This is a genomic window from Phyllobacterium brassicacearum (assembly GCF_003010955.1).
Classification (GTDB): Bacteria; Pseudomonadota; Alphaproteobacteria; order Rhizobiales; family Rhizobiaceae; genus Phyllobacterium; species Phyllobacterium brassicacearum.
Genome location: NZ_PGGO01000012.1, coordinates 145941 through 168800, shown reverse-complemented (window position 1 = coordinate 168800; position 22860 = coordinate 145941). Strand labels below are relative to the sequence as shown.

Below are 22860 nucleotides of genomic sequence, written 5' to 3'. Positions count from 1 at the left end.
CTCACGAAGATCATTGGAATAGGGTCGCGTCATGGATGCTGGCCTCCAATCCCAGCATCCATGATGAATCACATATCAACTGATTTGGGAATCCCGGTGCGATTCCGACAAGCAATGATCCGCTCTAGTATTTTGTGAACGCCTGTGCCGTGCGCGCCAGGATTTTTATAATCGGAGACCATACCCGCCGCGAATGCGGCCATGTCAGTCTGTGTCTGCACCGTGAGGTAATGCGGGCACATTTTGCTGACCTCATCTATATCAGTCTCACGCACACTCGCCCAAATCTTCCCATCTGTATCGCCTTTGGCAAAGGCTCGCGCGCGTGCTGATATAATCGGAATCGTATAAGGGTCATCCGTCGCGGCAATGGCGTTATATTGTTAGACAGCCTGATGGAGGGGATATTCGATCGGGACTCTTGAGGGACTCATACAGCGCTGCGGCTGATCGCATGGCCGGGTTCATGCGAATACCCTGACCAGCCAGACGCCCGGCGTCGCGAAGCCAGGGTCCTGTTCTTTGATTAGTAGTAGCTGCAGTTGCGCCGGTTTTTATCGGATCAATGTTTGCTCCTGACCCACCAGCATCAGTCCACTGACCTCCATCAGAATTTCCAGCCGGAACGCGTGGCTGATTGGGATCATACTTGTGTCGAGTGTGGACAGTTCCAACAAGCGGAGGTCTTCTTCCAGTTGGGCCTGTTCCATCTCCACATGGCGGTAGACACGAAGGCTGCGCTCTGATGGACGCCCCAGCCGATATGCGGCAAGGACAGCCTTATTGCCTGCTATTTGATCTTTCAGACGAAGGATTGCGTATTCTGGTGTATCAACAGTATTCATGAATAAAATCCCTTAATTAAAGGATCATATTCCTATTGCAAGTTACGCCCCGTCAATTAGCCTTTGGTTGTATTCTGCCAAGTTTTTCAAGTTATCGACGCCCAAGTCAGCCAGTCATTAATCCGCCATATTGCCGTGGAAATGCGGCAGCGGATATTTCAGTTCAGTGCAGCACCAGAACAGCTCGGTGAGGGCTGATCGGCGTCAGACCATCACATTCGCTCGATCAGATTGAAAGTTGCTGTTTGTTAAGGGTGTTCCTGATAATTTTGGCAACCATGATCGCCGTTCTGGCTTGCAGAAGGCAATGGCTGCAGAACTTCCAAGGGTTGGACAAGATATGAAGAAATTCGGATCATCAGCAATCGACCGCCGCGCATTTCTGCGGGGCGTAGCAACGGCTGGTTTCGCTGCAGCAACGTCAACCGCCTTCGCGCAGCAGTCTGATATCGGTGATATTCTCGCCGCTCCCCGTCGCGGCAACTGGGATGACCAGTTCGATGCCCGTTCGACCAGCAAAGGCAAGGTTGCGAGCTTCCAGCCGATAGCGAGTCCCGAGACCGTTTCCTTTATTGAAAGCGCCATCAATACCTACAGCCAGATCGTCGCCAATGGCGGCTGGCCGACCGTGCCAGCAACCGTCAAACTGAAACTCGGCGTCATTGATCCCTCGGTGGCCGCGATCCGCAAGCGCCTGATGATCGCCGGTGACCTCTCCGAAAGTGCCGGCCTGTCGAATTCGTTCGATACCTATGTTGATGCAGCGGTAAAGCGCTTCCAGGCGCGCCATGGCCTTCCGGCCGATGGTGTCATGGGTGAGTTCTCGCTCGCCGCAATGAATGTGTCGGCAGATGTTCGCCTCGGCCAGCTGCAGACAAATCTCGAGCGTGTTCGTACACTCGCTTCAACCGACCAGGGCCCACGCTATGTGATGGTCAATATTCCGGCCGCTCAGATCGAGGCGGTGGAAGCTGGACGCGTCGCTCAGCGCCACACCGCAATCGTTGGCAAGATCGATCGTCAGACACCGATCCTCGATTCAAACATCCAGGAAGTGATCCTAAACCCCTACTGGACTGCACCGAAGTCGATCATTCAGAAAGACATCATCCCGCTGATGCGCAAGGATCCGACTTACCTTTCGCGCAACAAGATCCGCCTGTTCGACGAGCGCACACGCGAAGAGATCGCTCCGGAGACGGTCGACTGGAACACCGATGATGCGGTCAAGCTCATGTTCCGGCAGGATCCGGGCAAGATCAACGCCATGTCATCGACCAAGATCAATTTCCCCAATCCCTATGCGGTCTACATGCATGACACGCCGCAGCAGGGCGTGTTCAACAAGTTGATGCGCTTCGAATCTTCGGGCTGCGTCCGCATCCAGAATGTCCGCGATCTGAACGTCTGGCTCTTGCGTGACACGCCGGGCTGGGACCGCCAGACCATGGAGGCAACGATCAAGACTGGTGTCAACACGCCGATCCAGGTCACCAATCCCGTACCGCTGCACTTCGTCTATGTGACTGCATGGTCGACGGGAGATGGCGTCGTCCACCTGCGCGACGACATTTACGAGATGGATGGTCAGGCTGCCCTGTCGATCGGCACGAACACTTGATTGCTTCCAGAAAACCATGAATCAGGAAGACCGCCTCCGGGCGGTCTTTTTGCATTTGGATCCGAGATGACGGTTTCGAGCTAAAGCTTTTCGTCCACCGGCCATTGGCCTTGCCGGTTTAAGTATGATAATGCGCCGCAATTACCCATGAATTACCCACCGGCAAATGAGGGTCCAGACACCATGTCGAATGCAAGCGCTTCTGTTGCAGATACCTTTTTCAACGCATCACTCGAGGAAATCGATCCAGATATCTTCGGCGCAATCCGCAAGGAGCTGGGCCGCCAGCGTCATGAAATCGAGCTGATCGCATCGGAAAACATCGTGTCTCGCGCCGTGCTTGAAGCGCAGGGTTCGATCATGACCAACAAATATGCCGAAGGTTATCCAGGCAAGCGCTATTATGGCGGCTGCGAGTTTGTCGATATTGCTGAGGAATTGGCCATCGAGCGCGCCAAGCAACTGTTCGGTTGTGAGTTTGCCAATGTTCAGCCGAATTCCGGCAGCCAGATGAACCAGGCCGTGTTCCTGGCTCTGTTGCAGCCCGGCGATACGTTCATGGGCCTTGATCTCAATTCCGGCGGACACTTGACTCACGGATCGCCGGTTAACATGTCCGGCAAATGGTTCAACGTGGTTTCCTACGGCGTGCGTCAGGACGATCACCTGCTCGACATGAACGAAATCGAGCGGCAGGCCCATCAGCACAAGCCAAAGCTCATCATCGCCGGCGGTACAGCCTATTCGCGCATTTGGGATTTCGAGCGCTTCCGCCAGATCGCTGACGCTGTTGGCGCGTATCTCATGGTTGACATGGCGCACATCGCCGGGCTCGTTGCTGCCGGTGTGCACCCATCGCCACTTCCGCATGCACATGTCGTTACCACGACCACCCACAAGTCGCTGCGCGGTCCGCGTGGCGGCATGATCCTCACCAATGATGCCGAGATCGCCAAAAAGATGAATTCGGCCGTTTTCCCAGGTTTGCAGGGTGGCCCTTTGATGCATGTCATCGCGGCAAAGGCCGTTGCCTTTGGCGAAGCATTGAAACCCGAGTTCAAGACCTACGCCCAGAACGTCGCCGCTAACGCGAAAACGCTGGCTGACGCTCTGAAGAAGAACGGTCTCGACATCGTGTCCGGCGGAACCGACAACCATTTGATGCTGGTAGATCTTCGTCCGAAGAATGCAACCGGCAAGCGCGCTGAAGCCGCGCTCGGCCGTGCAAACATCACCTGCAACAAGAACGGTATTCCCTTCGACCCCGAGAAGCCGTTCGTGACCTCCGGTGTTCGCCTTGGTACGCCCGCTGGCACAACGCGCGGTTTCGGCGCAGCAGAATTCACCGAGATCGGCAACCTGATTTCCGAAGTTCTGGACGGTTTGAAGGTTGCGAATTCCGATGAAGGCAATGCGGCGGTCGAAAGGGCTGTCCAGCAGAAGGTCATCAATTTGACGGATCGTTTCCCGCTCTATCCGTATCTCGGATAGAATATAGACATTGATTTGACATGGCTCGAGTCTGGTCGGGCGGAGAAGATTGCGGTGGATCGAACGATCCGTTCACAATCCTCTCCGCCTGACCGCTTTTATATCGTTAAGAAACACACTATCTTCAGTCAGGCTCAGAACCTACTAATGTGATCGAAATGGCGTCTGAATAGGTCCTGACCCCAGGTTTGATTGCGTACAGAAAGCCGTTCAATGCGTTGTCCCTACTGCCAGTCCGAAGACACTCAGGTGAAAGATTCTCGCCCCGCCGAGGATGGAGCGGTCATTCGGAGGCGGCGCGTCTGCCCGGACTGCGGCGGACGCTTTACCACTTTCGAGCGGGTCCAATTGCGCGATCTGCTGGTGATCAAGAAGAGCGGCCGCAAAGTAGCATTCGATCGCGACAAGCTCATGCGTTCGGTTGAAATCGCATTGCGCAAACGCCAGGTGGATCCGGAGCGGGTGGAACGTGCCGTCTCGGGCATTGTCCGCCAGTTGGAAAGCTCTGGCGAGCCCGAGGTTTCATCCGATGAAATTGGCAGGCTGGTCATGGATGCCTTGAAGGGCATTGACGACATTGCTTACATCCGCTTTGCCTCGGTCTACCGCAATTTCCGCGAAGCCAAGGATTTTCACGACGTCATTGACGAGATTACCTCGGGTGATGTCACTTCCGATCCTGTCGAGAACGAGTAAGACAGATGACGGGATCGGAGCAGAATGCGCTTGATCGGCGCTTCATGGCCGCGGCTATTCGCCTGTCTCGCACCCACCAAGGGTTGACCGGGACAAATCCATCCGTTGCCACGCTCATAGTCAGGGGCGGTGTCATTGTTGGGCGGGGTGTTACGGCAATTGGCGGTCGCCCGCACGCCGAAACGCAAGCCCTGATGGAAGCTGGCGAAAAGGCAAAAGGCGCGACGGCCTATGTGACGCTCGAGCCCTGCGCCCACCATGGACGGACGCCGCCCTGTGCGGATGCTCTGGTTACGGCCGGGGTCACCCGCGTCGTTTCCGCTGCCAATGATCCCGATGATCGTGTTTCCGGCAAAGGCTACGCCATCTTGCATGATGGCGGCATCGATGTCGAGGCGCATGTGCTTGGTGCCGAGGCTGCCGACAACCTCGCAGGCTATTTGATTCGCTCTGCGAAGAAACGGCCGGAAGTTACTCTGAAACTTGCGCTTTCCAGCGATGGTTACATCGGCAGGGAGGGTGAGGGACAGGTCTCGATCACAGGATCGGTCTCACGGTCGCAGGTTCATATGATGCGTGCAGAATCCGACGCCATCCTCGTTGGCATAGGGACCGTGCTTGCCGATGATCCGCAGTTGACATGCCGTTTGCCGGGGTTGGAGAACCGCTCGCCAATCCGCGTCGTTCTCGACAGCCGGCTTCGTCTGCCCATGAACAGCGCATTGGTCAATAGTGCAAGCACTGTTCCGGTCTGGGTGGCTGCAAGCGCCGCCGCCGAACCAGCAAGGCGGCAAGCTCTTGTGGCGGCTGGTTGTCGTATCCTCGCGACCGAGACCGATTGCGGCGCGACGGCATTGCCCGAATTGCTCGATGACCTTGCGGCACAAGGCATTACCACAGTGATGGTGGAAGGCGGCGCAACGGTTGCAAGTTCCTTTTTGCAAGAAGGCCTGGTTGATCGCATAGCGCTTTTCCAGGGTTCCGTTGCGATTGGTAGTAGCAGCGGGGTTGCGGTGCCTGAACTCCACTCCCATATCGCTCGTGAATTTCATTTGTTGCGCGAATATCGCTTCGGTGACGACCGGTACAGCGAATATGTCAGGCCTCTCTAAGGGAACACGGATGTTTACAGGAATTGTCACGGACATTGGCAAGGTCGGTCAGGTGAAACCGCTCAATGAAGGCGTGCTGCTGCGCGTCGAAACCAATTACGATCCGGAAACGATCGAGATCGGCGCGTCCATCTCCTGTTCCGGTGTCTGCCTGACCGTTACGACCCTTCCTGAAAAAGGATCGAATGCCCGCTGGTTCGAAGTCGAAGCCTGGGAAGAAGCGCTACGCCTGACCTCGATTGCAGGCTGGAAATCCGGAACGCGGATCAACCTGGAGCGCTCATTGAAGCTTGGCGATGAGATGGGTGGCCACCTTGTCTCTGGTCACATCGATGCCATGGCGGAGATTGTCAAACGTGAAGACGAGGGCGATGCCGTACGGTTTACCTTGCGCGTGCCGGAACATCTTGCGCGGTTTATCGCACAGAAGGGTTCGGTAGCACTGGATGGTACTTCCTTGACCGTCAATCGTGTCACCGGTAACGAATTTGATGTTCTGCTTATTCGTCATTCGCTCGAGGTGACGACATGGGGCGATCGAAAGGTCGGCGACAAGGTGAATATCGAAATCGATCAGATGGCAAGATATGCTGCGCGGCTTGCAGAATATCCGAAATCGGCCTAGGACCAGAACAGCGGTGGCGACGCCACCCCATTCCCTCGGAGCTATCATGTCAAAAAACAAGGCGCGGGCGCCACATCTGTTGATCGTGGAAGCACGATTCTATGACGATCTCGCTGACGCCCTGCTGAATGGCGCCAAACTGGCGCTCGATGAAGCCAACACCACCTATGATGTCGTCACAGTTCCAGGCGCTCTGGAGGTTCCTGCTGTCATTTCCTTTGCACTTGATGCTGCAGTGGAAGGCGGAAAGGAATATGATGGTTATGTGGCGCTTGGTACCGTCATTCGCGGCGAGACATATCATTTCGATATCGTCGCCAATGAGTCCTGCCGCGCTCTCATGGACCTTGCCGTCAACGAGAGTATTGCGATCGGCAACGGCATCCTGACCGTCGAGAATGAAGACCAGGCGTGGGTGCGTGCGCGCCGGGAAGATGGGGACAAGGGTGGCTTTGCGGCACGTGCTGCATTGACGATGATTGCCCTCAAGGAAAAACTTGGAGCCTGAACGAATGCCTTCCGCGAAAGACGGGCAAAGCCCAGCTGTGAAAACTGCCAACAAGCGCGGCGTCGCACGTCTGGCCGCAGTTCAGGCCCTTTATCAAATGGATGTCGCAGGTACGGGCGTTCTCGAGGTTGTGGCGGAATATGAAGCCCATCGCCTCGGCAAGGAGGTCGACGGAACACAATACCTGGACGCTGACCCGCAGTGGTTTCGCGCTATTGTTTCCGGCGTTGTTGCTGACCAGACATCCCTTGATCCGATGATCCGCCAGGCCTTGATGGAAGATTGGCCGTTGTCGCGTCTCGATTCGACACTGCGCGCCATCCTGCGGGCAGGAATTTGGGAACTGAAGGATCGCGTTGACGTGCCAACCGCTGTCATCGTTTCGGAATATGTCGATATCGCCAAGGCCTTTTATACCGACGAGGAGCCCAAGCTCGTGAATGCCGTCCTGGATCGATTGGCGTTTGAAATTCGCGGCGAAAGCAAGGGCGTCAAGGGTCCACGACGTTAGCCATTTTATTTTGGGTCGCGGGGGCGCTGATGTGTAGGGGGAAATTTCCAGTCGTACAGCAAAACGGCGCCAGCAATGATGAAGCCCATGACAGGCATATATAGAAGAGAAATGATCTGTAACGTAGTCATTGTCTCATCCTTCTCAGAAAACGGCTCGCAGTAAAATGTGGTACAAATGCACCTAGAAAACCAAGGGTGCTGATGAACAACAATGGCTTCGTTGGACCGAAAGGTCCATTTAAATCGCGATACCGATGCTAATGATGAATGAAGCGAGCAATTTGATCCGCTCGTTATAATCAAGTCCACGCGCTACCTCTCGTTCTCGAACGATCTCACAATGCGGAGCTACTCCGGCCCAATCAACCCCTACTTTCGTCGCTGATTTCAGCGTTTTGCGAAAGACCTTGACGTTCTCGCATTTGCTTCGTTACTCCTTACACATGCGGTCGCATTTCTGCCGGCCTGGCGGATCTCAGTGTGTGCCGTACCGAACCTGACCCGGGGAGGGGTTTTCCGGTCAAAATCTGAGGGAGTGGCATGACAATACTATTTCTGGTCATTGCCTGCGGTCTGCTGTCTATCGTCTACGCAATATGGGCAACCAAATCGGTGCTCGCTGCGGACCAGGGCAATGCGCGCATGCAAGAAATCGCCGGTGCAATCCGCGAGGGCGCACAGGCCTATCTCACACGTCAGTACACGACGATCGCCATGGTTGGTGTCGTTGTCTTTATCGCCGTCTGGTTTCTCCTGACGGGCACGGCCGCGATCGGCTTTCTGATCGGAGCAGTTCTGTCCGGGCTCGCAGGATTCATCGGCATGCATGTTTCAGTCCGGGCCAATGTGCGCACAGCGCAGGCCGCTTCGCGCAGTCTGGCCGCCGGTCTTGAAATCGCGTTCAAGTCTGGCGCCATCACCGGCATGCTCGTCGCGGGCCTCGCACTGCTTGGTGTGTCTGTCTACTATTGGGTCCTGACCGGTCCCATGGCTTATGGGCCTGCTGATCGCACCGTGATCGACGCCCTCGTTTCCCTCGGATTTGGCGCTTCCCTCATTTCGATCTTTGCTCGCCTTGGCGGCGGTATCTTCACCAAGGGTGCCGACGTTGGCGGCGACCTTGTCGGCAAGGTCGAAGCCGGAATTCCCGAGGACGATCCCCGCAATCCTGCGACGATCGCGGATAATGTCGGCGATAATGTCGGCGATTGCGCCGGCATGGCTGCGGACCTGTTCGAAACCTATGCGGTGACCATCGTTGCGACCATGGTGCTGGCCGCAATCTTCTTCGCCGCTACGCCGATGCTTGCCACTATCATGCTTTATCCGCTGGCGATCTGTGGCGCCTGCATCATCACGTCGATCGCGGGCACTTTCTTCGTCAAGCTCGGCGCCAACAATTCCATCATGGGCGCCCTCTACAAAGGGCTGATCGTCACAGGACTTCTGTCAATCCTGGGTCTCGGCGCTGCCACCTCGCTGACCATCGGCTGGGGCGAAATCGGTACTGTTGCCGGCCAGGTGGTTACCGGGACCAACCTCTTTATCTGCGGTCTCATCGGCCTCGTTGTGACGGGTTTGATCGTAGTGATCACCGAATATTATACCGGAACGAACAAGCGTCCGGTGAATTCAATTGCCCAGGCATCGATTACCGGACACGGCACCAATGTGATCCAGGGGCTGGCGATTTCGCTCGAATCGACAGCGCTTCCGGCGCTGGTCATTGTTGGCGGCATCATCTCGACCTACCAGCTTGCCGGCCTCTTCGGCACAGGTATCGCCGTTACGGCCATGCTGGGTATTGCCGGCATGATCGTAGCTCTTGATGCATTCGGGCCAGTGACGGACAACGCCGGTGGTATTGCCGAAATGTCGGGTCTCGATCCGGAGGTCCGCAAGTCCACGGATGCGCTCGATGCAGTTGGTAACACGACCAAGGCGGTTACAAAGGGCTACGCGATTGGCTCCGCCGGTCTTGGTGCGCTGGTGCTGTTCGCTGCTTATGCCAATGATCTGCAGTTCTTCATCAGCGAAGCCAACAAAGAAGGAGCCACCGCATTCTCTTATTTCAAGGGGATCGGCGCCGTTTCCTTCGAATTGTCCAATCCATATGTCGTCGCAGGCCTCATCTTCGGCGGACTCATCCCTTATCTCTTCGGAGGCATTGCGATGACGGCAGTTGGTCGCGCGGCCGGCTCTGTCGTTGAAGAGGTGCGCCGGCAGTTCCGCGAAAAGCCTGGGATCATGTTGGGCACTGAACGGCCGGATTATGCCCGGGCGGTTGATATCCTGACCCGTGCGGCGATCAAGGAAATGGTTGTCCCGTCGCTGTTGCCGGTTCTGGCCCCCATCGTGGTGTATTTTGGTGTTCTTCTGATTTCGGGGTCCAAAGCTTCGGCCTTTGCGGCGCTTGGGGCTTCGTTGCTGGGTGTCATCATCAACGGCATTTTCGTTGCCATCTCGATGACGTCGGGCGGCGGCGCGTGGGACAATGCCAAAAAGTCTTTTGAAGACGGCTTCGTAGGCAAAGATGGTACACGTCACCTGAAGGGCTCGGAGGCGCACAAGGCGTCAGTCACCGGTGATACTGTTGGCGATCCCTACAAGGATACGGCCGGCCCTGCCGTCAATCCGGCGATCAAGATCACCAACATTGTGGCCTTGCTTCTGCTTGCCGTGCTTGCGCACTGAACAAAACAAATAATGCACAAAAAAACCCACGAAACATGTTTCGTGGGTTTTTGTTTTGCGGTCCGGAGAAGCCGTTATTGCGATGGTGGTCCGCCGGCACCCAGGGAGGGCGCCTTGCCGACACCAGCCAGCATCTGTCCGAGGAACGACAAGTCCTTGCCGCCTGTCGGTGTGGTGCGCGAGATGAAGTCGAACACCTTTCCGTCCTGCAGTCCATAATTGGAAATGCTGGCGACCTTGCCGTCCTTGTCAAAATACACGGCCAGAATTCGCCGCTCCGTGACCCTTGGATTCATAAACGCGACGGTGCGGTGGCGCTTCTGCGAAATGTAGTAGTAAACTTCGTTGTCGAAGGTGGCGGTCGTCGACGGACTGCCAAGCGACAGCTGGACCTGCTCGCGGCTGGAGCCTACCGGGACGAACTCAAGCGCCTTCTCGTCAAGGACATAACCTTGGGTCAAAGTCTCCGATGGATTGAGGTCGGCGGTGTTACAGCCAGCAAGTCCTGCGGCCAAAAGAAGGGTTCCGGCGAGAAGGAATTCCCGGAAACGATCGGTCTTGAAAATCCGCTGTAGCAACGACATCTCCATTTCAAATTGGGCGCAAGTCTTTCGCCGCCCGCAGAACTTCGGTAAACCACCTTGAAGTCCGATGCAACACGCGACATGTGTTGCGTGCAAAGACCCAAGGGAAAGCACAACTCTATGATTCTCAGTCTTTTTAGCCGCAAGGCCAAGGCAAATGAGGCCATTACGATTGCCCTCTACGACGCGATCGTGGCAGCGGCGCGGCAACCGTACTTTTATTCTGACCTCGATGTACCGGATTCGCCGTTGGGTCGCTATGAAATGCTGTCGCTGCACGTTTTCCTGTTCATGCGCCGCATCAAGGGCCGGACACCGGCGTTGAAATCGATCGGCCAGGAGGTCACTGACGAGTTCTTCCGTGATGTCGATCATTCGCTCCGGGAGCTCGGCATCGGGGACTCAGGCGTTCCGAAGCGTATGAAGAAGTTGGCGCGCATGTTCTACGGGCGGATCGAATCCTACGATAAGGCCCTGGAGAACAATGATTATGTTGCGCTGGTCGCCGCGCTTGCCCGCAATGTGCGTCCTGGCCATGAAAGCTGGCCAGGCGCGGATTCTCTTGGCAAATATGTCCTGCTGGCAACCCGGCACCTCGAAGATCAGACAGATGATATGATTGCAGGTGGCAAGGTTACATTTCCCGATGCCGGACCTGCATTGGAGGAGGCGTGATGACAAACAATTTGGATGGAGCGCTGAGCTTTCCGGTTTCGGTAGGGCGGCTCCCACAGAAGGGCCTCAATATAAAAATCGAGGCAAATGCCCGTGAGCTTGAGGCATTGCGTGACTTCCACGAGTTGCTGGATGTCAAATTCTTCAAGGCCGATCTGCAAATCGTTCCCTGGAAAAAGGATGGCGTCCGCGTTCGCGGCGAGGTCCATGCCGAGATCGTCCAGTCCTGTATTGTAACGCTGGAGCCCATTGATGCAAAAGTCGACGCCGAGATTGACACGATCTTCGTTCCGGAGAATTCCCGCCTTGCGCGTCTGCCCCTCGATGAGAACGGCGAGCTGATCATCAGCGCGGAAGGACCCGACATACCGGAGACATTCTCGGGAGATACGCTTGATGCCGGTGCGATCGCCGAGGAGTTTTTCGAGCTCGCCATCGATCCATATCCGCGCAAGGAAGGCGTAGAGAGTGTTCCGCCGGTCGTCGTACAATATGGCGATGACGCTGTCGAGGAACCGGCAAACCCTTTCGTCGCTTTGAAGGATTGGAAACAGAAGCCTTGATCGGCGAGGCTCTAGATGCAGGGAAATGGTCCAGAAGGGGGCGGTTCTCAAGACAATTCAGCTCGACGAGCCCGCAGCTGGCAGAAATCAGTTGTGCGCTTATACAAAATGACTATTTTCGCCGAGTCTTTTCAACGTACCTTACTCGCAAGCACTGAACAGGACAGGACAATCGAGAGTGATCAGAATTTCCATTGATGCCATGGGCGGTGATTTCGGTCCTGAGATCGTAATTCCGGGCATGGCAACGGCGCTGGAGCGCCATCCTGATATCAGGTTTGTGATTTTCGGGCGCGAAGAAGAGGTCAAGCCTGTGCTTGTCCGCTATCCCGCCCTGGTCGACGCCTCGACGTTTCACCACTGCGATGTGGCCGTGCGCATGGATGAGAAGCCGAGCCAGGCGCTGCGCAGCGGCCGATGGAAGTCGTCCATGTGGCGGGCCATTGAAGCGGTGAAGACCGGCGAAGCCGATGCCTGCGTATCTGCCGGTAACACGGGCGCACTCATGGCGATGTCAAAATTCTGCCTGCGCACCATGGCAAATGTCGAACGGCCTGCCATTGCTGGTATTTGGCCGACATTGCGCGGCGAAAGCATTGTCCTCGATATTGGCGCAACGATCGGTGCCGATGCGCAGCAGCTCGTTGATTACGCGGTTATGGGCGCTGCCATGGCCCGCGCGCTGTTCGAGATCGAGCGGCCGACCATTGGCCTGCTCAATGTTGGCGTCGAGGAGATCAAGGGACAGGACGACGTCAAGGATGCAGCGCGTATCCTGCGCGAGATTCCATTGCCGAGCCTTGAATATTACGGTTTTGTCGAAGGCAATGATATCGGCAAAGGCACGGTCGACGTCGTCGTGACCGAAGGATTTGCCGGAAACATAGCGCTCAAGGCCGCGGAAGGTACCGCGAAACAGTTCGCTCAATATTTGCGCGAAGCGATGAGCCGCACGTTGATGGCCAAGATTGGCTATATTTTTGCCAAGGGCGCCTTTGATCGCCTGCGCGAAAAGATGGATCCCCGCAAGACCAATGGCGGTGTATTTCTCGGCTTGAATGGTGTCGTCATCAAGAGCCACGGTGGCACCGATGCTTTGGGCTTTGCTTCTGCCATCGATGTGGGCTACGACATGGCGCACAACAAGCTCTTGGACAAGATCGCTGCCGATCTTACCCATTTCCACAAAAGCCCCGTCGGCGTGGCCTTCAAAGAGGAAACCGAGAGCGACGCAGAAGCCGAAATAGAACAACAGGAAAAGTAGAGCTTTAAATGATCCGGTCCGTTGTAAAAGGTATAGGCGCAGCCAAGCCGGCGCGCGTTGTGAAGAATGCTGATCTTGAAGGCATTGTCGAGACTTCGGATGAATGGATCGTTCAGCGGACGGGTATTCGGCAGCGCTACATTGCCGGCGAGGGCGAGACAACGGCGTCCCTTGGCGAAGCTGCGGCGCGGGCAGCGCTCGACAATGCGGGCCTCACGCCCGATGACATCGACCTGATCATTCTTGCTACTTCGACACCTGACAACACATTTCCTGCGTCTGCAGTCGATATCCAGGCACGTCTCGGCATGACGCACGGCTTTGCATTCGACATGCAGGCGGTGTGCTCGGGTTTTGTCTACGCTGTCACCACCGCTGATCTCTACATTCGTGGCGGCATGGCCAAGCGGGTGCTGGTGATAGGTGCGGAAACGTTTTCCCGCATCCTCGACTGGAATGACCGTACGACCTGCGTGCTCTTCGGCGATGGCGCCGGTGCATTGATCCTCGAAGCCAGTGAGGGACGCGGCCTGACCTCCGATCGCGGCGTTCTGACCGCCAACCTGCGGTCGGACGGTTCGCACAAAGAGAAACTATATGTAGATGGCGGTCCATCCTCGACGCAGACTGTCGGCCATCTCCGGATGGAGGGTCGTGAGGTCTTCAAGCACGCTGTCGGCATGATCACCGATGTCATTGAAGCGTCGTTTTCAGAGGCCGGAATTACCGCCGAAGACATCGATTGGTTCGTCCCGCACCAGGCCAACAAGCGCATCATCGACGCCTCGGCGAAGAAGCTCCATCTGGCAGAAGAAAAGGTCGTAATCACAGTCGACCAACACGGAAATACATCAGCCGCTTCAGTACCCTTAGCTCTTGCGACCGCTGTCGCGGACGGCCGGATCAAACAAGGCGATTTGGTGCTCCTTGAAGCCATGGGTGGGGGCTTTACGTGGGGTGCAGTTCTGCTACGGTGGTAGCAAGTCGGTTGGGTCGGCAGATTAGTTCACGAACTTTTTCAACCTGCTTGCCCGATCGGTTTTCATTCTGTAACTTCCGCTACACCTGCTAGTTTTGCAACAAACGAGAGCTTTGAGATCGTATGGGGGGTAAGACCATTACGCGCGCTGATCTGGCTGAAGCAGTCTATCGCAAGGTAGGGCTTTCGCGAACGGAGTCAGCTTCACTGGTCGAGACAATTCTCGATGAAGTGTGTGATGCAATCGTTCGTGGCGAGACAGTCAAACTGTCATCGTTCGCCACGTTCCAGGTAAGAGATAAGAATGAACGGATCGGCCGGAATCCGAAGACGGGGGAGGAAGTGCCCATTCTGCCGCGCCGCGTCATGACGTTCAAAGCATCCAATGTGCTCAAACAGCGCATTTTGCGCTCGCACCAGACGCGCAAGAAGAAATCTGCGTAGTACAAAAGACGAATTCGCGTCTTTGTCAGCTGAACTAGCGAGATTACTGTGGGGTAGTCTCGCGCTGCGCTTGAAAAATATCCCATAAACCGCTGAAATAGACGTCGAATCAGAATTTCTCCTGAAAGGGTGAAATCATGGACAAGAGTCCCGACGCATTTAGAACCATCAGCGAAGTCGCAGAAGACCTTGATCTGCCTCAGCATGTCCTGCGGTTCTGGGAGACACGGTTCACTCACATCAAGCCAATGAAGCGCGGTGGCGGCCGGCGTTATTATCGTCCGCTCGACGTCGATCTGCTGAAGGGCATTCGGCATCTCCTTTACGACCAGGGCTATACGATCAAGGGTGTCCAGCGCCTCCTGCGGGAGAATGGCACTCAATTCATCATTGCGCTGGGCAGTGGCGATACGGCAGCAGCCGAGGCCATCAGCCAGCAGAAGCAGGCGACAGCGCGCCAGGAAGAGGCGCTTGCGGCCGAGCAGAGCCGCGCCGAGGCCGATGAGGAAGCCGCGGTTATGGGAACACCCAAATCGGTCCCCCAGGGCAGGCGCCTTTTCGGCCTGATCAAGGGCGACGATGAAGGACCGGTTGCTGCCGACGGCAAGCGGCTCTCAAAAGACAACCGAGCCCTGCTTCAGGAAACGCTGTTCGACCTGCTCGAATGCAAGCGCCTGCTTGATCAGGTTCGCTGATCGGCGGAGCGCCACAGTGCTCTGAAAGAAAAAGCCCAGCTTCCATGTAAAATGAAAGCTGGGACTTAGGGGTTGGCTGTGGGGTTCAGCCTAACTGGTTGGGGACCAGTACTCCTATAATTCTACCACCGAAGTTTGGTTCCAACAAATACAGAATATTTTTGTAGTACCTGCCGAGCTTGGGCGACCGTCGGCACCTTGCGGCACTCAACTTGAAACTTCGCTCCAATGGGCTATAGCAGTGAAATGCAGGACAGAGTTGCCACGAACCGCGGCGGGTCGCAAATCGAGAAGCTGAGACGCGCTCTAAGGCGCCTTCAAAGTGGCCGTGACAGGCGATCACTGTGGTTCCAGGGTGCCTTCTTCTTCATTGACATTGCAATTCTGGCATTCTTCATCATGGGGCCGTATCTGCGTTCAGGCCCTTCCTATCTGATCGTTGATTATTTGATCGCGGTCTGGATCGGCTTCGAATTGATGACCGGGGTACTGCTGGCGAAGAACTTGAAATCCTGGATTCTCCGCCCGATGACCTGGGTGGACCTCTTCATTCTCGCCACGCTGCTTTTTCCGAACCTGCTGTACAATTTCGCCTTCCTGCGTGCAATGCGGATCTGGGCGATCGGGCAGAGTACTTTCCTGAAGGAATTGTTGCGCTTCTGTCGCTGCAGTCACCTTCTCGACGTCGTACGGGCCTGCATCAACCTCATCGTTTTCCTCTTCATCATTACGGGCTTCGTCTACACGAGCTTCTTCTACCGGCTCGAAGGAGGAGAGGGCTTCGTGGATGCGCTCTATTTCACTGTGGCAACAGTTACCACCACGGGCTTTGGCGATATAACGCTTCCGGGTACCCTTGGTAAGCTGACTTCGGTCGTGACCATGATCGTTGGAATTTCGCTTTTCGTGCGTCTCGCGCAAGCTGTGGTCAGACCGCACAAGGTAACCTTTCCTTGTCCTCAGTGCGGCCTGCAGAGGCACGAGGCCGACGCGGTCCATTGCAAGGCATGCGGCCACCTTCTCAATATCCCTGACGAAGGATCGTAATGACCGGTGATAGCTGGCCGTTACCAGCGGATGCACGTGGATTTGTGTAGAGTATGTTGTTTTTACGGTTTTTACCCTTGCACAAAAAACCCGAGTAATTTAGGGCTTTCCCCGGTATAGCGTAGCCCTTGGTCGACGGATTTCGGGTTCGCAATATCCAGGCGGTTAAGTTCAGCTTGAACAGAAGATGTCGGAGTGTAGCGCAGCCCGGTAGCGCACTTGACTGGGGGTCAAGGGGTCGTCGGTTCGAATCCGGCCACTCCGACCATTTTCTCTGAATGCAAACAATAGCTTAGGAAATGGGCCCGCAAGGGCCTTTTTCTGTTTTGGGAGAATTGGATCCATTCTGGGTCCAACGTCGTGGACAAGATGTCGGGCTGGCTTGTCGTGGCATGGACCCAAATCGGCTGCGGGCAGGCATTAAGCCATCCTCAAGGCGTTTGCAGCATGTTTGCGCATGACGCAAATCGGCGGGAAGCAATTTGGTGAAACCCATTTTTCGATTTATTTGGAAATTCATGGTCTTGGCACTTGTGGTACTGCCTGTCGCTTGCTTTGCCAATTCAAGTTTGCTGCAGGGAGGCAACTATGGGGTGGCTTTTGCACCATCCTACGGCCAGCCAGCCATATCCCGAACCACCGGCAAGATGTATGCCCTGCTGGACAGGCCTTGGTACGACCAAGGATACGACCTTTATGAGAGCAGCAATACGTTCGGGCTGATCTGGAAGAAGGTTCGCGGGATTGGTCCTTCACTGTCTTACAACGGCTTTCATCAGGGACACGATATCCTCATATCTGCCGATGGCAGGCTGCTCTTTACGAGGCGCAACACGGTCGGGGATGATGGCCCACATGTCCTCTTGTCCGATGTGATCGACATCAGCGTCTCACCGCCCAAGGTATTGGTTCAGGGGCCGATGTGCTGCATGGATGGGAGGAGACTTTGGAAGGCGTGGAAAGAAACCACCAAAGAATTTTACCAATCGCTCGCGCTGCTGGCTTGAATCTCATTCCATAGAGTATTCGTTATGACGTGCACCTGTTGGGGTGCACAGTCTGTCGCATCGCTTCATGTGTAGTTGTGATGTTGTACAGGTTGCAGATCGGACGCAGACATTCCTCCCCGGTTGCAGACATAATGTTCAGTTTCGTGTCAAAACGGTTGTCCGTATAATACCTTCCGCTCCAAACGCTGGGCATACCTTACGGTGTCTTTTCGATTTCGCCATCCCCGGAGGGAGCGACTTCGTTCTCATCCTCTTCACTGGTGGACAGCTCATCGTCTTTGCTGACGACCCATGAGTTGCCGCTACGTCGGATAGTGTATTGCGGGCTGCGAGCCCTTTCATTGTCTCGATCTGACATAATTCCTCTCGGTTGTTTGAATACGGCCTTTCCCGGGTTGAGGAAGCATCAACGTCCGCGCGTTAGATAAGTTCCTGAAAAAACAACGGGTAGAGGTGTTATTTGGCCGTTGAGCGCCGGGCATTGATGTTGTGCCAGACGAGCATGCACGTTTTCGTGAACGGGAACCCCCGGGCAGCATCGTGATTGGACTTCGCGGGCTGCTGGAGTCAGGTTTGTCGGGGGTGAATGCTGGGAATGGGCGGACCAACTATCGTTCGAATAGGAGGCCAAGATGAAGCATCATGCACTCGAGCAACTGCAAATTGTCTCTCAGATCGATCAAGATTATCCCCGTCAGACCATGCTGCGCAGCGAACGTCTTGAACGGTGGGCAATGGTCCTCGAACGAGATCCGGATAGGCGCCTTTCGACGCTGTACCAGTCGGAGTACCAGCCGGCCCGGCAGCGTGCTGCCATGCGTAGCGAAGGCTCGCCGATCTCGGTCGCATTCGAGGACCCGGTTCTTCGGGCAACTGGCCTGAAAAATGACACGTATGGCGAAGCGCGCCGGTTCTTTGAACTGAGCGACCTCCAGCTCCACCGGGTGGTTTGCTACTGTCACTTCGGTGCGGAAGTGAGCGCAGGGATGGCCGCCTACAATGTCCGAAAGGCCATTGCCGGGAGGCACAAGGGATTGCTCGCCTGGCTGCGGGACATACTCGACAGATAGTGATCAGCGACGGGCCATAGACGTCAGGCTGGGGTCTCGGCTTTGCGCGCCCGTCGGGCAAGCACGGCATTCACCGCAAATTTTGCCATCGCCTCCGAATTGCGGTTACCGATGATGAAGGCGGCACGAACAAATCGCGCAAGCGCCCCGTGTTCCGGGTCTGCTTCGTCGGTAATGCTCAGCTCTGCGGCGGCATCTTCCAGCGCCCGCTGCATGAGTTCGCCATCCGTTTTGGAATAATTTGGATTATTATCATCCAGAAATGTCAATGAGGGCATCCAACGATCCAGTGTGACGCGTTGATTTCGTCAAACGCTTAAACTTAGATTATAATCCAAAATGATTTATTGCACACGGTAATGTTTGGCTTATCTGCAGTCGATATCAAATGACACGCGCAAGTTGCATAACAATGCGTGATTTCAACTTAATAGTTATTTCGCTATGAGGCGCGGCTAGATTTATAGCGCAGTTCCAGAGCAACGCATCCCCAGATGATGCCGACCAGCAGATAGAAATGCCGCCAGTGATCGGTGTCGATCACATTTCCGATCGCGACATGTGCCACATAAACGAGATAGGCGCAGAGCAGAAACGGCTGCCATGGCCGCTCGCGAAACAGAATGCGCAGGGCGACGCCCAGCGTCAGCATAGTCAAGGTCAGATAGCTGACAAATCCGAGCCAACCATAATCAAGCGCGGCCTTCAGCCAGACATTGTGCGTGTCTTCGCCATAAATCGGGCCAAACTCCAGCGGACCGATGCCAAGCGGGTGATCGATGGACAGCAGCATGCCATACCAATGACGCGCAAAGCGGCCGAATTGTGCGTCGTCATAATCCTGCACAAGTTGGGCACGCGCGAAGAACAGTTCGGCCACGCTTGGAATTTGCAAGGCAACAATGACAGCGAGCAGCACCACGACAATGGCGAGACCTGCGAGGAGCATAATTCTCAGGCGGAATAGCCGGTTGGGGTTCCTGATAAACAATAGCAGGGCAAGGCCTGCGATGATCAGCACCGCCATTCCCCACGCGGCGCGCGAGAACGACAGGAAGATCCCAAGTGTCAGAATGAGGATTGGAACGAGACGAACCGGGAGCGCGCGCAAGTCGCCGACCAGGACACCATGCACCAGCCAGGCCAGCGGCAGCATCAGGAAGGGGCCAAAGACGTTGGGGTCCTGGAAAGCGCCCATCGCCCGGCCATAGCGCGTGAACAGGTCTGCGCCGGGAAAAGCATCGAAATAGCCGAGGATCCCGAGGAGCGCCGTACAAATTGCGGCGAGGATATAGGCGTTGAAAATCACCGGCAAAATACGCTGGTCGTTGTCGATCACCGCTGCGAAGAACACCGAAGTGATGGCGAGGAATAGCGAGACAGCGATGTACATTGGCGCCGTCTTCAGGTCCGCCATTTGGCCCATGGACAGGAGACCGCCAAGGTTGAAAATGACCAGTATTGCAAGAAGGATCGCCACGGAGCGCGACAACCTCAGGCCGAAAAGCGCCCAGACGACAATCAGACCTGCCATATAAATTTCATAGGGTGCCGGTTCATCGATCACAAAGCCGCTGAGAAAAACGCCGAATCCGATGGCGAAGGTCGAGATCAGCCGGATGAGCGCACGGTTCTTCGCGGCGCGATCAACGCTTGCGCTGGGGCTTTGATCGGTCGAAACACTCAATAGGCATTGTCCGTGTTAAGAAGGCGCACTGGCGTCAGGAACAGGATCTTCAGGTCGAACCACAGCGACCAATTCTCGATGTAGTAGAGATCGAACTCCGTGCGCATCTTGATCTTGTCGTCCGAGTCAATCTCCCCGCGCCAGCCATTGATCTGCGCCCATCCTGTCACGCCGGGCTTGACCCGGTGCCGGGCGAAGTAACCGTCAACGACTTCGTTGTAGAGAAGGTTGCGGGTGTGAGCGGCAATCGCGTGCGGACGCGGACCGATGAGCGAAAGCGTTCCCATCAGGGAATTGAAGAACTGCGGCAGTTCGTCGATCGATGTCTTGCGGATGATCCGTCCCACTCGCGTCACGCGCGGATCGTTCTTGACGACGGCATTGCGTGCGGTGGGATCACACATCTCCGTATACATGGAGCGGAATTTCCACACTTCGATGATCTCGTTGTTGAAACCGTGCCGCTGTTGCTTGAAGATCACCGGTCCCTTGCTCTCGAGCTTGATGGCAATGGCTGTCGCGATCATGATCGGGCTGAAGACAAGGATGCCGAACAGGCTGAAAACGATATCGAAGGCGCGCTTGGCCACAGAATCCCAATCATTGATCGGCTTGTCGAACAGGTCGATCATGGCAATGGAGCCGATATAGGAGTAGGCGCGCGGACGGAACTGCAGATGGTTGTTGTGGGCAGAAAGCCGGATGTCCACTGGCAGTACCCAGAGCTTTTTCAGCAGCGACAGCACGCGCTCTTCCGCGGTGATCGGCAGCGATACGATCAGCATGTCGATGTGGGCGATACGCGCAAACTCGATCAGTTCAGATATATTACCGAGTTTCGGATATCCCGCGACGATGGGCGGCGACCGCTTGGCATCCCGGTCATCAAAGACGCCGCAAATGCGGATGTCGTTATAGGGCTGCTGTTCGATCGACCGGATAAGGTCTTCCGCCGGCTTGCCGCCGCCGACGATCACGGCGCGCCGCTCCATCTTGCCATTGCGCGCCCAGCGCCGGATGAGGCGTGACATGATCACGCGAAAGGCGATGAAAAGTATCACCCCTGATATGTACCAGGCGCCAAACCAGACGCGCGAATAGTCTTCCGAGATCTTCAGGAAGAAGGCCGCAAGCGACATAAGCGCGAAGCATCCGGACCAGATCAGCAGCAGCTTGCCAAGCTTGCTGAATGGATCGCGCATCACGGCGAGCTGATAACTGTCGGTCAGTTCAAGCAGAAGCACCGTGACTGTCGCCGTGGCCAGGATGGCCAGGGCGTAGTGCAGGATGGCGCCCGCCGAAAACCCGACATAGACCGCAAACACGGCAACGCCAGCGAATGCCACGATCAGGAATTCGATAATCCGCATGATACCGCTGATCATCACCGGGGAATTCGTGTCCCTGGCATATTGCGAGGCGATCGTTTGAGCAACGGGGCTGAGCGTCGTCTTTCCGCTGGACGCATGCATGGCGTCCGGCGCGAGGTTGCGAACAACGTCACGCGAAAGCTTCGATTCCGCTTCTCTATCTTTCATGATGAACCCTGACGACCCTGAGTCGTCAATATCACATATGCGCTAAAAAAGGCTTAGAGAAACGATTACCCAAGCGCAGCGAAATATTCGGCCTCCAGGCGAGCTGCCATGGTTTCGATGCTGAACTTGTGCTTCAGCTCTTCCACGCTTGGAAGTGTTTGCCTGTAGGCCGCCACGTCATCGATCGCGATCGCCATTTTGGCGGCGAGGTCGCCGGCTTCCGGCTCCACAAGTGCTGGCGAGGAGTCGCCGAGAATTTCAGGTATTCCGCCGACGCGACTGGCGATAACCGGCTGTCCTGCGGCAAGCGCCTCAAGGACGACGTAGGGCAGGGCTTCGGCCCGGGAGGGTATGACCACGACCTTGGCGAGCCGGAAAGCCTGCCGCGCCTTCATGGGCATCAGAAAGCGGATGCTCCTGTCCGTTTGCACCTTGGCGCTCTGCTCGATCAGTCTGGCGCGGTCCTTGCCGTCTCCAACCATCACACCTGTCAGTTGGCGTCCACATGCTGCACTCGCCCGCGCGAGGGCGTTGATGAAAATATCCGGTCCCTTGAGTGCGCGCATCTCGCCGATAAACAGAAAGTCTGCGGAGTCGTCGTCGGTCGCAACCGGCTCAAAGTCACCGTCCGCCAATCCGTTGTAGATGAGTTCGGACGCACAGCGCGGCTCACCCACCTTGCGGACGTAGATACCTTGCTCGAACGCAGAAACGAAAATGATACGGTCGGTCATCCGTTCCATCGTTCGCTCGACCCTAAAAATGATCCGTCCCTGAAGCTTGGCCGGATCAAAATGCAGGCTGCCGCCATGCGGCGAGTAAAAGCGGGCTACGCGAGACCCAAACACCCGCAACACCGAGCCGAAAAGCCGTGCATAGATTCCGCCTTTGGCGCCATGCCCGTGCAGGATGTCCGGCTGCAATTTCTTGATGATCTTGTATGTCCGTAGCGCCGCCATCGCATCGCCGGGTCCGATTTGCCGCTGCATGGCAATCCGCTCAAGGCCGAGTGCCAGCTTGCCGCGCAAATCGGCGAGCAGGGCTTCTTCCAACGCCCCGCCAGTCGACGCATCGCAAATAATGCCGACTTGATGGCCGGCCTTCACCTGCGCTTCGATGAGATCGCGCACATGGCGAAAGATTCCGCCAACCGGAGCGCGAAAGCAGTGAACGATCCGGAGAGTTTGCTTTGAGACCAT

23 protein-coding genes and 1 tRNA gene are annotated in these 22860 nt (G+C 56.0%); 18 read left to right on the top strand and 6 right to left on the bottom strand.

Translation table 11 applies throughout. The annotated features are described in order from the left end of the window. Nucleotides 1–554 precede the first annotated feature (554 nt). Nucleotides 555–845, bottom strand: coding sequence for a hypothetical protein (locus tag CU102_RS17030; protein ID WP_106712280.1), 291 nt, complete (start codon nucleotides 843–845; stop codon nucleotides 555–557). A gap of 340 nt (nucleotides 846–1185) precedes the next feature. Between CU102_RS17030 and CU102_RS17025 the strand changes: the two genes are divergently transcribed. From CU102_RS17025 to CU102_RS16990, 8 genes are all read left to right on the top strand, one after another. Beyond that, complete coding sequence (locus tag CU102_RS17025) at nucleotides 1186–2466, top strand: L,D-transpeptidase family protein (RefSeq protein WP_106712305.1); 1281 nt, start codon at nucleotides 1186–1188, stop codon at nucleotides 2464–2466. A gap of 183 nt (nucleotides 2467–2649) precedes the next feature. Further along, on the top strand, nucleotides 2650–3957 hold the full coding sequence (glyA, locus tag CU102_RS17020; protein ID WP_106712304.1) for a serine hydroxymethyltransferase: 1308 nt from the start codon (nucleotides 2650–2652) through the stop codon (nucleotides 3955–3957). 213 nt (nucleotides 3958–4170) lie between these two features. After that, nucleotides 4171–4653, top strand: a complete 483-nt coding sequence (gene nrdR / locus CU102_RS17015) for a transcriptional regulator NrdR (RefSeq protein ID WP_106712279.1) — start codon at nucleotides 4171–4173, stop codon at nucleotides 4651–4653. A 5-nt stretch (nucleotides 4654–4658) separates the two neighbouring features. Next, a complete protein-coding gene (ribD, locus tag CU102_RS17010; RefSeq protein ID WP_106712278.1) occupies nucleotides 4659–5765 on the top strand; it encodes a bifunctional diaminohydroxyphosphoribosylaminopyrimidine deaminase/5-amino-6-(5-phosphoribosylamino)uracil reductase RibD in 1107 nt (368 codons plus the stop codon). Nucleotides 5766–5775: 10 nt separating this feature from the next. Continuing rightward, a complete protein-coding gene (locus CU102_RS17005; RefSeq protein WP_106712277.1) occupies nucleotides 5776–6390 on the top strand; it encodes a riboflavin synthase in 615 nt (204 codons plus the stop codon). A gap of 46 nt (nucleotides 6391–6436) precedes the next feature. Next, the gene (gene ribH / locus CU102_RS17000) at nucleotides 6437–6898 is read left to right on the top strand and encodes a 6,7-dimethyl-8-ribityllumazine synthase (RefSeq protein WP_106712276.1); all 462 of its coding nucleotides are present in this window, start codon (nucleotides 6437–6439) and stop codon (nucleotides 6896–6898) included. Between the two features lie 4 nt (nucleotides 6899–6902). Beyond that, nucleotides 6903–7409 carry a transcription antitermination factor NusB gene (nusB, locus tag CU102_RS16995; protein WP_106712275.1) on the top strand — a complete coding sequence of 169 codons (507 nt, stop codon included), beginning with the start codon at nucleotides 6903–6905 and terminating at the stop codon, nucleotides 7407–7409. A gap of 542 nt (nucleotides 7410–7951) precedes the next feature. Continuing rightward, complete coding sequence (locus CU102_RS16990) at nucleotides 7952–10105, top strand: sodium-translocating pyrophosphatase (RefSeq protein WP_106712274.1); 2154 nt, start codon at nucleotides 7952–7954, stop codon at nucleotides 10103–10105. 74 nt (nucleotides 10106–10179) lie between these two features. On the opposite strand, the gene CU102_RS16985 is transcribed toward CU102_RS16990, so the two are convergent. Further along, nucleotides 10180–10683, bottom strand: coding sequence for an outer membrane protein assembly factor BamE (locus CU102_RS16985; RefSeq protein WP_106712303.1), 504 nt, complete (start codon nucleotides 10681–10683; stop codon nucleotides 10180–10182). A gap of 126 nt (nucleotides 10684–10809) precedes the next feature. On the opposite strand from CU102_RS16985, the gene CU102_RS16980 reads away from it, so the two are divergent. The 10 genes from CU102_RS16980 to CU102_RS16935 all read left to right on the top strand — a co-directional run bounded on the left by CU102_RS16980 (nucleotide 10810) and on the right by CU102_RS16935 (nucleotide 18436). Beyond that, nucleotides 10810–11364, top strand: coding sequence for a ubiquinol-cytochrome C chaperone family protein (locus CU102_RS16980; RefSeq protein ID WP_106712273.1), 555 nt, complete (start codon nucleotides 10810–10812; stop codon nucleotides 11362–11364). Beyond that, nucleotides 11364–11927, top strand: coding sequence for a YceD family protein (locus tag CU102_RS16975; RefSeq protein WP_106712272.1), 564 nt, complete (start codon nucleotides 11364–11366; stop codon nucleotides 11925–11927). The genes CU102_RS16980 and CU102_RS16975 overlap by 1 nt, the downstream gene beginning before the upstream one ends. Nucleotides 11928–12105: 178 nt before the next feature. After that, a complete protein-coding gene (plsX, locus tag CU102_RS16970) occupies nucleotides 12106–13191 on the top strand; it encodes a phosphate acyltransferase PlsX (protein ID WP_106712271.1) in 1086 nt (361 codons plus the stop codon). A gap of 8 nt (nucleotides 13192–13199) precedes the next feature. After that, nucleotides 13200–14171: a beta-ketoacyl-ACP synthase III gene (locus tag CU102_RS16965; protein ID WP_106712270.1), complete on the top strand. Its 972-nt coding sequence runs from the start codon at nucleotides 13200–13202 to the stop codon at nucleotides 14169–14171. 122 nt (nucleotides 14172–14293) lie between these two features. Then, nucleotides 14294–14614: an integration host factor subunit alpha gene (locus CU102_RS16960; protein WP_008128366.1), complete on the top strand. Its 321-nt coding sequence runs from the start codon at nucleotides 14294–14296 to the stop codon at nucleotides 14612–14614. A gap of 137 nt (nucleotides 14615–14751) precedes the next feature. Continuing rightward, a complete protein-coding gene (locus tag CU102_RS16955) occupies nucleotides 14752–15309 on the top strand; it encodes a MerR family transcriptional regulator (RefSeq protein WP_106712269.1) in 558 nt (185 codons plus the stop codon). 246 nt (nucleotides 15310–15555) lie between these two features. After that, nucleotides 15556–16356, top strand: coding sequence for a potassium channel family protein (locus CU102_RS16950; RefSeq protein ID WP_106712302.1), 801 nt, complete (start codon nucleotides 15556–15558; stop codon nucleotides 16354–16356). A gap of 191 nt (nucleotides 16357–16547) precedes the next feature. Beyond that, nucleotides 16548–16624 (top strand) — tRNA-Pro (locus CU102_RS16945). Between the two features lie 217 nt (nucleotides 16625–16841). After that, nucleotides 16842–17363, top strand: coding sequence for a hypothetical protein (locus CU102_RS16940; RefSeq protein WP_133624596.1), 522 nt, complete (start codon nucleotides 16842–16844; stop codon nucleotides 17361–17363). A gap of 635 nt (nucleotides 17364–17998) precedes the next feature. Next, a complete protein-coding gene (locus tag CU102_RS16935; protein ID WP_106712267.1) occupies nucleotides 17999–18436 on the top strand; it encodes a hypothetical protein in 438 nt (145 codons plus the stop codon). Between the two features lie 23 nt (nucleotides 18437–18459). On the opposite strand, the gene CU102_RS16930 is transcribed toward CU102_RS16935, so the two are convergent. The 4 genes from CU102_RS16930 to CU102_RS16915 form a co-directional block, all read right to left on the bottom strand. Then, nucleotides 18460–18714 carry a hypothetical protein gene (locus CU102_RS16930; RefSeq protein ID WP_106712266.1) on the bottom strand — a complete coding sequence of 85 codons (255 nt, stop codon included), beginning with the start codon at nucleotides 18712–18714 and terminating at the stop codon, nucleotides 18460–18462. Between the two features lie 164 nt (nucleotides 18715–18878). Further along, nucleotides 18879–20123 carry an O-antigen ligase family protein gene (locus tag CU102_RS16925; protein ID WP_106712265.1) on the bottom strand — a complete coding sequence of 415 codons (1245 nt, stop codon included), beginning with the start codon at nucleotides 20121–20123 and terminating at the stop codon, nucleotides 18879–18881. Continuing rightward, complete coding sequence (locus tag CU102_RS16920; protein WP_106712264.1) at nucleotides 20120–21661, bottom strand: undecaprenyl-phosphate glucose phosphotransferase; 1542 nt, start codon at nucleotides 21659–21661, stop codon at nucleotides 20120–20122. Before CU102_RS16920 ends, CU102_RS16925 begins: the two co-directional genes overlap by 4 nt. A gap of 65 nt (nucleotides 21662–21726) precedes the next feature. Further along, a complete protein-coding gene (locus CU102_RS16915) occupies nucleotides 21727–22860 on the bottom strand; it encodes a glycosyltransferase family 4 protein (protein ID WP_106712263.1) in 1134 nt (377 codons plus the stop codon).